This is a genomic window from Bacillus sp. JJ664, assembly GCF_036962205.1.
Taxonomy (GTDB): Bacteria; Bacillota; Bacilli; order Bacillales; family Bacillaceae_G; genus Gottfriedia.
Window position 1 is genome coordinate 1 of the sequence record NZ_JBALMS010000082.1, and the last position, 11,462, is coordinate 11,462.

General features: G+C 31.3%; 10 protein-coding genes. 5 read left to right on the plus strand and 5 right to left on the minus strand.

Features of this window, described 5'->3' with window-relative positions; translation table 11 throughout:
* Window positions 1–1,185: ATP-binding protein (locus V7056_RS14110; RefSeq protein ID WP_499702916.1), on the plus strand; the 1,185-nt coding region annotated here is incomplete at its 5' end.
* A 230-nt stretch (window positions 1,186–1,415) separates the two neighbouring features.
* Here the strand turns inward: V7056_RS14110 and V7056_RS14115 are convergent.
* Window positions 1,416–2,669, minus strand: coding sequence for a DUF3967 domain-containing protein (locus V7056_RS14115; RefSeq protein WP_499702918.1), 1,254 nt, complete (start codon window positions 2,667–2,669; stop codon window positions 1,416–1,418).
* 734 nt (window positions 2,670–3,403) lie between these two features.
* Complete coding sequence (locus tag V7056_RS14120; RefSeq protein WP_499702919.1) at window positions 3,404–3,655, minus strand: phage holin; 252 nt, start codon at window positions 3,653–3,655, stop codon at window positions 3,404–3,406.
* A 333-nt stretch (window positions 3,656–3,988) separates the two neighbouring features.
* On the opposite strand from V7056_RS14120, the gene V7056_RS14125 reads away from it, so the two are divergent.
* Window positions 3,989–4,894, plus strand: a complete 906-nt coding sequence (locus tag V7056_RS14125; protein WP_499702921.1) for a chemotaxis protein — start codon at window positions 3,989–3,991, stop codon at window positions 4,892–4,894.
* 97 nt (window positions 4,895–4,991) lie between these two features.
* Here the strand turns inward: V7056_RS14125 and V7056_RS14130 are convergent, their stop codons facing one another.
* Complete coding sequence (locus tag V7056_RS14130) at window positions 4,992–5,531, minus strand: YkyB family protein (RefSeq protein ID WP_499702923.1); 540 nt, start codon at window positions 5,529–5,531, stop codon at window positions 4,992–4,994.
* A gap of 162 nt (window positions 5,532–5,693) precedes the next feature.
* Entirely contained in the window at window positions 5,694–6,032 is a 339-nt protein-coding gene (locus V7056_RS14135; RefSeq protein WP_499702924.1) for a hypothetical protein, read from the minus strand.
* 242 nt (window positions 6,033–6,274) lie between these two features.
* Between V7056_RS14135 and V7056_RS14140 the strand changes: the two genes are divergently transcribed.
* The gene (locus V7056_RS14140; protein WP_499702925.1) at window positions 6,275–8,362 is read left to right on the plus strand and encodes an EAL domain-containing protein; all 2,088 of its coding nucleotides are present in this window, start codon (window positions 6,275–6,277) and stop codon (window positions 8,360–8,362) included.
* A 29-nt stretch (window positions 8,363–8,391) separates the two neighbouring features.
* Here the strand turns inward: V7056_RS14140 and V7056_RS14145 are convergent, their stop codons facing one another.
* Window positions 8,392–9,216 carry a metallophosphoesterase gene (locus tag V7056_RS14145; RefSeq protein ID WP_499702927.1) on the minus strand — a complete coding sequence of 275 codons (825 nt, stop codon included), beginning with the start codon at window positions 9,214–9,216 and terminating at the stop codon, window positions 8,392–8,394.
* Between the two features lie 124 nt (window positions 9,217–9,340).
* Here V7056_RS14145 and fadH point away from each other — a divergent pair, with 124 nt between their 5' ends.
* Entirely contained in the window at window positions 9,341–10,105 is a 765-nt protein-coding gene (fadH, locus tag V7056_RS14150) for a 2,4-dienoyl-CoA reductase (RefSeq protein ID WP_499702929.1), read from the plus strand.
* A gap of 14 nt (window positions 10,106–10,119) precedes the next feature.
* Complete coding sequence (locus tag V7056_RS14155) at window positions 10,120–11,334, plus strand: EAL-associated domain-containing protein (RefSeq protein WP_499702930.1); 1,215 nt, start codon at window positions 10,120–10,122, stop codon at window positions 11,332–11,334.
* The last annotated feature ends 128 nt before the right edge of the window (window positions 11,335–11,462 follow it).

Sequence of the window (11,462 nt, forward strand, 5' to 3'; positions counted from 1 at the left end):
TTATTATCCCTTTTAAATATTTTTATTTGTTTAATCTATCCAATTCAAATTAGTGATAGTATGGCAATCACATTTAGTATTTTATTAATGTACTCAGCTATTTTATATGGTGGTAGAGTTATTGGGATCATCGTTATATTTGCTAAACCTTTATTTATGTATTTACTTTATGATATCTCAGTATTGAAATGCTTTCCGTTTGAACTCATTTCATGTATTTTACCATTGATTGTATCGCCACAATGGGTGAGTTTTTCAAGACGTAAAAAATTTGCTTTAAGTATATTAATGCCAATTTTATATGCAATCTGTATTATTTGTTTGTTGTATTATGAAGCTACAGTTAATGGAGTAAAAGAATATCAATCAGAACAAACAATCCTTTCAGTTTGTATATTTTTTACTGTTTTAACGATTACGATGTTATTCCATGTGTATTTAAGAGAGTTTTTATTTGAAAACGCAGAAATTCGAGTTCAAATGCAAAAATCTGAGAAATTAAATATGGTAAGTGAACTTGCGGCAAGTGTAGCACATGAGGTTCGAAATCCATTAACCGTTGTAAGAGGATTTATACAATTAATTGAAAATCAAGAGAGTGGCACAAATAGAGAATATATGAAGCTTGTCTTAACAGAATTAGACCGAGCAGAAAATATTATTTCCGATTATTTAAATCTTGCAAGACCTCAAATCGAAGAGAAAAAAATTATTAACATGACTGAGCAGCTAAATGAAGTGACAACCTTAATGTCTACGTATGCTTCACTACAAGGTGCATTTCTACAAGTTAATGTGACAGAAAAAATGTTTACGATTGGTGATAGAGCAAAGATTAAACAAGCCATTATTAATATATTAAAAAATGGAGTAGAAGCAATAAAGGAAACAAAAGGATATATTAAAATTGAAGCAAGCATAGAAAAAATGAGAGATCGTGAATATATCCGGATTGTAGTGAAAGACAATGGAGTTGGAATGTCGAGAGGTCAATTAGATCGATTAGGTCAACCATTTTACTCTTTAAAAGAAAAAGGAACAGGTCTGGGGTTAATGGTAACCTTCAGTATCATTGAAGCACATAAAGGTACAATAGAATATTTAAGTGAAGAAGGAAAAGGTACAGAAGTACATATTTTATTACCAGCCTATCATATGGAAGAAGAGAATACTGAGGAATTATAGAGATGGATGTAGACAAAGTATAAAAAATAAGAGATTCAGACTGATTGACAACGTTTGTCTTTCGAGGCTCAGGAGCCCGATGAGGAGCGGAGTTACCTATGACGGTAATGAGCACCACAAGAAAGCGAGCGTTTGGCAGTCTGAGAGAAGGAGCTCCTTCTCTCAGTGTGTAAACTAAGTACAAAAATTAGTTTACTAGACTGAGACTAGGAAATCCTTCTCTTTTTTATTTATTTAATTGCTTTTGGTTTGATAAAAAAGGATTTTAAAGAGCTTTTCCAATCTTTATCTTTCGAAGCAGCTACCATTTTTTTAGTTTCTTGCATTTCTCTGATCATTCTCATCAGTTGTGCATCACGGCTAACTTCTCTTACTTGTATCTCTTCAAACATTTGTTCAAGTTTTTCATCTTTTTCTTCAATAACCGATGCAAGTTCTTGAAGTTCTTCGCTTTTTTCTTCTACTGAATGCAGTATCTTTTCAAGCTTTTGATCTTTCAATAGATTTTGTTGAATTAACGTCTGATTTTGTTGCAATATCAACTCATTTTGGTTAGCTAAATTTGATATTTGAGACATGAATTCTTCAAACATAATTTGATTAGAGTCAGGTACTGCATGTAAATCAACTAATTTATGCGAATCTGCTTGAATATCAATTTGTTCTAAATTTGTCTTATTCATAGCAGTTTCAAACGAATGATGTATCGTTTCGTTATGAACGGTATTGTACTCACTAGTTATATCTAATTGCTCCATTGAATTCTGTAATTGTTCCTGGTGAACTTCTTTTTGTTCAACCAGATTATTCGAAGACATTTGATGAACAACTTCTTCATTACTTGAAGAAATCGAAACGATATCCTTGGAGACTTCTTCACTAGTTTTAGTCGTTTGTAAATCTGCAACAAGTTCTTCATGAATAGAAGGTAGGTCGGTTTGATCAGTGGATTCAAAATGATTCGAATGAACCTCGTTTTGCACAGCGATGTTAAGGATGCTAGATGATTCTTCAAGTTGATCCTCGATATGTTCAACTTCAACATTGTTATTATGTAAGGATTCATCGTTTGAATTAGCGGATTCATTATTGTTTAAAGAAACTTCAGTTTTGCTAATCACTTCATTTGTATATGTGGAATCCTCAATTTGCTCAGTAAGATCAATATTATTTGATACTGTTTCAAAGTGAACAGTTCCATCAATAGATTGCTGAGTTGAAGGAACTTCTTCATATGTCATTTCTGCATTTTGTATGTGATTGTATAATGCGTTTTGTACGGCCAAAGGAAGATTTTGATGTTTGTCATAGCTCTCTAGTACTAATTGAATCAGTCTATAATCTTTTACTGAGTACATGCGTGTATTTTGATTTTTAGTAAACTGATAAGCTTCTTTTTCTAATTGTTTACTGATTTCTCTCACTAGAGATTTACCAATTTTTAGCTTTTTAGAAATGTCCTTACTTGTTAAAATTACTGACATTTGTAATCCTCCTGAAAAATATGTGTTTTAAGAAGATTCAATAAACAGTTAAAATTTTCCTACTAATCCGATTTAAAATAATTCTACAATCTTTAACAAAGTATTAACGTTTCTTAAAATTTGAATCAGTTAATGGTGAAAAAAAGAGAATATTAGAATGAAATTGAAAAAAAGTAGGTTTAATAGTATGATGACAAGAATTTTCAAAGAGAAAATGGGGATGCGTAATAAGTAATAAAAAAAGAGAGTGAAAGTGAAACGATAAGGATTTTAATCGAGGGTGAAGAGAATAAAAGAACACGAGGGAAAACAATGAAAGAGCAAGACAACAAGCCTTATATTCTAAGACGATTTTTATGTACTGTTGTGGATAAAGATGACTTTATTAATATCAAAATTAGAGTTTCACCAAATAGGGGATATATAATGATGGACTTAAACAGAAGGGGTTATTGCTTTTTTATGATTGTTATATTTTAAATAGTATTTTTTGAATGTACTGATGATCTAGAATTTGATTGGAACGGAAAACTGCTTGACTCCTATGGGAATAGCGGGAAGGTTGAGACCCCGGAGGCCTGCCGAGGAGGCTCAGCTCTCGCCCCATGAAAATCGAGCAGACTATTGTGGAAATCAACGCAATCATTTTAAAAAAAGAAGCGCCTCATATCAAAGTAAATGATGAGACAACCTCTTTTTTAATGAAACTAAACTCACTTAGAAAGCATTAACGACTATTTTGTCTTTTTTGATTTCTCTAATCCAGCTTCCTGTAATAAAGCTTTCTGAGCTTGTCCTTTTTTTCCAAGATAATTATGTTTAGCACCAAAGTACAAAATAAATAAAAATGATGCTATATTAACGACTGCATCAATCAGCTCATTGTTAAGAAATTCAAAACCAAAGGACTTTAATAATAATTGAAGTGAAACTAGAAAACCAGCAATATAACGTAATATATCATCTACATTATTATTTTCAAACATATTAATCACCTCCTATTACTACCTTATGTAAGGCTTGTACAATTGGTGAAAAAATATCATTCATTTCTATTAAATAGTCAGGAATTCCGATTGAATTAGAAGTGATTTAGTCATTTTCCTTTAAGATGAGTAAAGAATCATTAATCTATCAAACTTTTATTTATAATTCTATTAAAAAAGTACCAAAATAAACCGATTATTTAAGTGAATAGTATCTATTAATTGTATTTACTATTTTCAAATGGAATTGTTAGGATGAATGGTTTATATTATAAAAATTCAATTTGCACTAGTATTTATAAATAAATTCAAGTAAAGGGAAGGTTGACTGTCATGGAACAAAATCATGGAATTTTAATGGACAGCGGTACAAATGAATTAGAAATCGTAGAATTTACAATTGGCCAAAGTAAATTTGGGATTAATGTAATAAAAGTACGTGAAATCATTAATCCATTGCCAATTACACCAGTGCCAAGATCTCATCCAAATGTTGAGGGGATTATTGAGTTAAGAGGTGAAGTCTTACCTGTTATTAATGTGGCGGATGCGATCGGTTTTCCTCCATCAACTGAGCCAGCGTATGATAAGTATATCGTTACAGAGTTTAATAAAACGAAAATGGTATTCCATGTTCATACTGTTTCTCAAATTCACCGTATTTCATGGGCTCAAATTGAAAAGCCAAATGAAATGTATCAAGGTTTAGAAACGCAAATTACTGGAGTTGTAAAACATAAAGGTGAAATGATTCTTTTATTAGATTTCGAGAAAATGGTAGTTGAAATAAATGAAGAAACTGCTATTTCTAAGAAAAAATTAAATCATTTAGATCAAAGAGAAGTATCTAAGAAGCCTATTTATATAGCTGAAGATTCACCTTTACTACGTACTTTAATTAAAGATACTTTAAAAGAAGCTGGTTACGTAAATACAGTATTCTTTGAAAATGGTAAAGATCTTTTTGAAGATATTTCAAGTAATATTAACAGTGGTATGAAAGTAACTGATTTTGTTAAGTTAATTATTACTGATATCGAGATGCCACAAATGGATGGACATCACTTAACAAGAAAAATCAGAGAAGATAAAGTTTTAAGTGAATTACCGATTATCATTTTCTCTTCATTAATTACAGACAGCTTAAAACATAAAGGTGATCAAGTAGGTGCAACAGCGCAAGTAAGTAAACCGGAAATAGGTGAACTTGTACAATTAATTGATAAGCATATCCTATAAATAAAAATGGGAATCAATATAGAACCTATTATTTAGGTATATATTGGATTCCCATTTGATATATTTATTTAGTTTGTAACTAGGCAATCAAAGCATGTTACTTATCAAGTTTGCCTTTGTTTTTACGTATTGGTTCACTTGGAAATGTAAACGTCGAATTACTTAAAAATGCTGAAGGTCTGAATGGTTGCCCGGGGGTATTTCTTCGATGGTTATATCCAATCTTCAAATCGCTATTCGTTTTAACCTTTACGATGCCTAAGTAATGATGCAGAATTTTTTTAGCATAGCTTAAAGACATAGATACTTTTGGGTTTCGATGTGAATTTTCTAATACGCCTAAGTGTGGAAGAAGTTTAAAATCTTCTTTTAAAGGTGGGATATGAAAGAAAAAATCTCCACATGCAATTAATACATCAGATTGTTGTTTACTTGACCTGGGGTTATTTGAAAAATGCAATCCTACTTTCTTAGCAATCCCTTTTTCAATCAGCTTAAGTATAGCTTGTCTTTTTAATGAATAAAGTTCACTAGGATCTAAAGCAGTCTTAGCATGCTTATTTACAACAAATATTGCCTGAAATATTTCTTCATTTGAATAAACTGGTTTATTCAGGCTTGGTTCTTTCGGTTTCATGCTTCTGTATAACCTCCAATTAATAAATATGTTTATATTATATCCTTAGATTAGATTTTTTCAAAATTTATCAAGAAATGTTTTGATGAATAAAAATAAAGCTAACCGTAACAGTATTCGAAACGATTAGCATTTTACCTTTATTTGTACGTCATTTATTTATTAATATGGATATGCGCCTATATTACCAGGTACGTTACCGGGTAAGTATGCATTTGAGTTAATTGGTAGTGGATATGGTTGTTGATATTGTGGGAATCCTCCTCCATAAGGTGGGAATTGTCCGTAAGGTGGGCACCCTCCATATGGTGAGCATGGATAATATGGTGGTCTAAAAGCTAATGCACCTAAAGCAAAACCTCCAGCTAATCCTCCGAGCAGAGGTAAAAGTGGGAAAAATGGGACGAAACGCTGTTCGTTTCGGTTATAATAGTATGCTGGAGCATGACCATTTCTATATAGGTAGTGCTGATCAATATGTGGAAAATGTTGATTATACAAGTCTTAACCTCCTCTCAAGTCTTCGTTAACAGTGTATGGAGTTTGTCACGAACTTGAGCAAGTACCCAAAAAATTAGGTAACCAACCTAGGTAAAACTATTTATATATATTTCGCCTAAGTTGAAATACCTATTTTCACATGATAGTAAATGGAATATAGTAAGGATATAGAATAGGAAAAATGACATCATTTGAGATATTTCATCAGGATTCTTTAAATTTTTAAAAAAAGGATGCATATGATGGACACTTCTGTAAAAACAAATAAAATTCAAAATTTAGATCAAACAATGATTAACGCTTTACTAACATCAATAAATGATCTTCTTTTCATCATGAAAGTAGAAGGAGATAATTTTTTATATCATTATGCAAATGATCAAGCTATAAAACACGCAGACCTTTTTAATAGAAATTTTATTGGAAACGCCATCCAAGATGTCATGCCAAATGAAATTGCAAAGAAGCTTATTGAAAGCTATCAAATTACAAAAAGGTCAAAACAAGCTTTATGGTATAACGATCAGTTAATAATTGAAGGTAAAAAATTATATTTTGAAACAGTATTATCACCAATATTAGATGAATATGACCAATGTACATTTATAGTCAGCGTAACGAGAGACGTTACATTGTGGACTGAAGAAACAAATGAAAAACTAGAAAATGAATTAAGATACCGCTCCTTATTTGAGCATAATCTTGATAGTATTCTCATGCTTGATAGTAATGGATATATAAAACAAACAAACCTGTCAACATACCATGTCTTGGGATATCGAGATAAAGAACTAAAAGGAAGACATATTTCTAGTTTAATCGATCGTAAAGACTCTGATGAACTTGATAGAGTACTTACCTCAACTTTACTAGGTGTATCTACTGAAATTAAAAATACAGTCCTTGTAAATAAAAATGGCCATTACTTAAAAAGCCACATCAAATGTATCCCAATTATGTTAGATGACGAAATTAAAGGGATTTATTTAATTATTAGAGATACAACATCTGTAAATGAAAAAGAGAATTATTTATTCTTCTTATCACAAAGAGATCAACTGACTGGTTATTACAAGCGAGATATGTATACAAGTCTCATGAATCAAACAATACATGATAGTGAGATATTAAATAGCGGTGTTGCATTATTAATTGTAAATATAGATCGTCTTAAAATTTTTAATGAATCATACGGATATGAAATTGGCGATTTTATTATTGAAATAGTTTCAAAAAGAATCACATCAATTGTTGTAAAAACGACTGATAAAAGTTGTCCGCTAATTCGTCACAGCGGTGATGAATTTATGATTATTTACGAAACGAAGTCAAAAGAAAAAATAAAAAAGTTAGCTGAACGTATAATCGAAGGAATTAAAGTACCAATTAAAATACCGACTTATGATGAAAAACTAATTATTTCATCTACGATAGGGATTAGTTCTTATCCAAAGGATGGGAATTCTAGTGATATTTTATTAAGGAATGCTGAAAGGGCTTTACTAGCATGTAAAGAGAATGAACGTGGATCTTACTCTTTCTACGATAAAGCTTATTCTACGATTACTCAAAAGAAATTAAATCTAGAAAACTTATTAAGACAATCACTTGAAAAAGATGAATTAGAAATTGTATATCAACCACAAATATCATTACATGATCAAACATTGATTGGTCTTGAGGCCCTGCTTAGATGGAAGCATGATAAATTAGGTTATATCCCACCAAGTGAGTTTATCCCTATTGCTGAGCAATCACATTTGATTATTGATATAGGGAATTGGGTATTTAAACAAGTTGCTAAACAAATCAAAGTTTGGCTAGATCAAGGATTTGATGTTAAAAAAGTAGCTGTTAACTTATCTGCAAAACAATTTTATACTGGTGAAATCGAACAACATATTTCAGAATGTTTGAAAATTTATGATATTCCTGGAGAACTTTTATCGGTTGAGATTACAGAGAGTTCAATGGTAAACCGTGAACAAACTGCATCAATTTTACAAAAGCTCAAAAACTTAAAAATTAAAATCGCGGTTGATGATTTTGGAACAGGTTACTCTTCATTAAGCTATTTAAAAGATTTTCCTGTAGATATGTTGAAAATTGATAGAAGCTTTATTCAATCAGTTGTTCAAGATAATCGAAACGCAGCCATCGTAACAACAATCATTAGCCTAGCACATTCTTTAGGTATTGATGTCATTGCTGAAGGTGTAGAAACAATTGAGCAAATCGAATTTTTGAAGAAAAAACATTGCTTAAAAGCTCAAGGTTATTATTTTAGTAAACCAGTAACGCCGAGAGAGATTGAACAAGAATATTATTAATTAAAAAGGGCGTATTAAGATGAACTGTCTTAATGCGCTCTTTTTAATTCGATTGAGACTATTTCAGGAGGAGTTAAAAATCGAAATGGTAGTTTGGTTGTACCTATTCCATTCGATACGACTAAATACCGTTCAAATTGATTAGACAGATGATATAGTCCGCGATTGTATTTTTTAGCATATGGGGGCATCAGAAAGGACTGGAAAAAAGGTACATATAACTGACCACCGTGGCTATGTCCTGAAAGCTGTAAATTGATGGGGAAGTTTTTTGTTATTGCTGCGATATCAGGTTCATGTGCAAGAACAATTGTATACGAGTCTTTTTGTATGCTATTTAGTATTTTTGTATATGCTTTATTTCCTAACATATAATCATCAAGACCTATAAAAGAAATCTTTTCATTTTGAACATAAAATGTCTTTTCTTCGTTTTTTAATAAGATAAATTCGCTACTCTTTAAGAGCGCTTCATATTGTTCGGTAAAATAGCCACCATGATCGTGATTACCATAGACTGCTAATTTTCCTCGTGTTGCTTTCATTTCTTTTAATAACGATAACACTTCTTTCTGATAAGTAAATTTTCGTATATCGCTTATTAAATCTCCCGTAAACACGATAAAATCTGGCTTAATTTTATTAACCTTCGTAACAATCTTTCTTAATTGATCTATGTCTTTTTTATGACTTAAGTGTGTATCTGAGATTTGAACTATTTTGATTGTGAATTCATGTTTTAGTTTATGAGAAATCGTATAATGCTTTGTTAACAAAACATTCGGTTCTATAAAAATTCCATAACTGCACAAACAAATACATATCAAGAAAATCTTTACAGTTTTACTTAACAATTTACCACTACCTCTTTCAATAGAAAAATAAGCTACTTATTATATTAAATAGTTTAATAGTTAAAAATATTCTCAAAATTAATAAATGTTGATACACTAGAGAAAAGAGATAGGAGGAACTATATTGAAGAATAAAGTTGTCATTGTTACTGGTGGCTCAAGTGGTATGGGAAAAGCGATGGCCACACGCTTTGCGAAAGATGGCGCAAATGTTGTTATTGCTGGAAGAGATCTAGACCGTTTAACTGTAGCTAAAAGTGAGATTGAACAATTTGACGGACAAGTTTTACCTGTCGTAATGGATGTAAGAGAACCAGATTTAGTTAAAAAAATGGTAAATGAAGTTGATACAGCGTTTGGTAGAATTGATTTTTTAGTAAATAATGCAGCGGGGAACTTTATTTGCCCAGCAGAAGACTTATCAATCAATGGCTGGAACTCTGTGATAAATATCGTATTAAATGGAACTTTTTACTGTAGCTCAGAAGTAGGTAAATATATGATTCAAAAAGGTATTAAAGGCGCAATGACAAATATTATTGCAACTTACGCTTGGGACGCAGGTCCTGGGGTCATTCATTCAGCTTCAGCTAAAGCGGGTGTTTTAGCAATGACAAGAACACTTGCCGTAGAATGGGGTAGAAAATACGGTATTAGAGTTAATGCAATTGCACCTGGACCAATTGAAAGAACTGGAGGTGCAGAAAAGCTATGGGTTTCCGAAGAAATAGCAAAAAGAACAATCAATAGTGTACCATTAGGACGACTTGGTACACCTGAGGAGATTGCAGGGCTAGCAGCATATTTATTTTCAGATGAGGCTGGCTTTATTAATGGTTCATGTTTTACAATGGATGGAGGTCAGTCATTACATCAATATCCTTTCTAAAAAGGAGGTAGTTTATGGATCCTTTAGATGTAATCAGTAATTTAGATAAAGTCATTCCTTACTATCAGCCGATTTATGGTGCTGATACACAAAGTTGTGTAGGAATTGAAGTCGTAGGAAGAATGAATTTAGATAATATACATAGTCTAGAATTTTTCTTTGCTAATGATTTAGTTCCAGATGATTATCTACTTGAAGTAGACAATCATATATTAATTCAATCTCTAGAAGAAGCTGTTCGATCTAATTTTAATGGTAGTATTTTCATTAACCGTCATCCTTCAGCTTTATTAACTGATGATCCAGAAAGCTTGCTATCGATTTTCCAAACATATGAAGCAAAAGGGATCAAGTTAAGTAATATTGTGATTATTTTACAACATCAGTTATTCTACGGTTTTGAAAAGGAATTAAAAAATCTCATTACATATTATCAAACATATGGTATTAAATTTGCGATTAATAGTGTGAATGATAAGTTAATAAATCTCGAAAAACTTCGCTATTTATCACCTGATATTATCAAGATAGATTTTAAAATGGTGCAACAATTACACACATCATCATTCCAAGATTTATTACATTCCGTCATTTATGTTGCTAGGAAAATAGGTGCATCAATGTATTATGATGGAATCATTGACTCTCTTCAATTAAGAAATGCATGGAAAAATGGTGGAAGATTTTATCAAGGAGCATATTTATGTACTCCACAACCTACGATTAAGCAACTGAATCAAGAGAGTGAACAATTAAAAACTGATATCGTGAAATATATTCGTGGGGAAAAATCAAAATTAATTGCATTAAGAGATATGACAGCTTTAATTCACCAAAGAATTGAAGTTGCCATTAATAAATATCAAATTAATTCAGATTTGGATGCATTTTTACTGAAAATTTCTAGCGAATTGAATTCATTTTGTTTTAGAATGTATATTTGTGATGAAGATGGCTTTCAACAGTCTTCTAACTTATTTAAATTGTATGGAGAACAGTGGGAGCTTCAACAGAAATATAGGGGTAGGAATTGGAGCTGGAGGCCTTATTTTTTAGAAACAATACTAAAAATGCAAGCAAACGATCATGGAATATTATCTGATATGTATCGGGATATTGAAACTGGTGAAAAAATAAGAACATTTTCATACCCATTGGAGAATGGTAGCTATATCTATATTGATTTAAGCTATGATTTCTTATTCAAACATAATGAATTACTTTTTTAAAGAAGAGTAGGTTAATGTTAATTGTTGATATTTTACAATGACATATCGGAAAATAATTTATAAAATTGAATTGTTTACTTTTTTCCAGGAGGCTCAGCTCACGCTCTATGGAAAGCGAGCATCCTGAA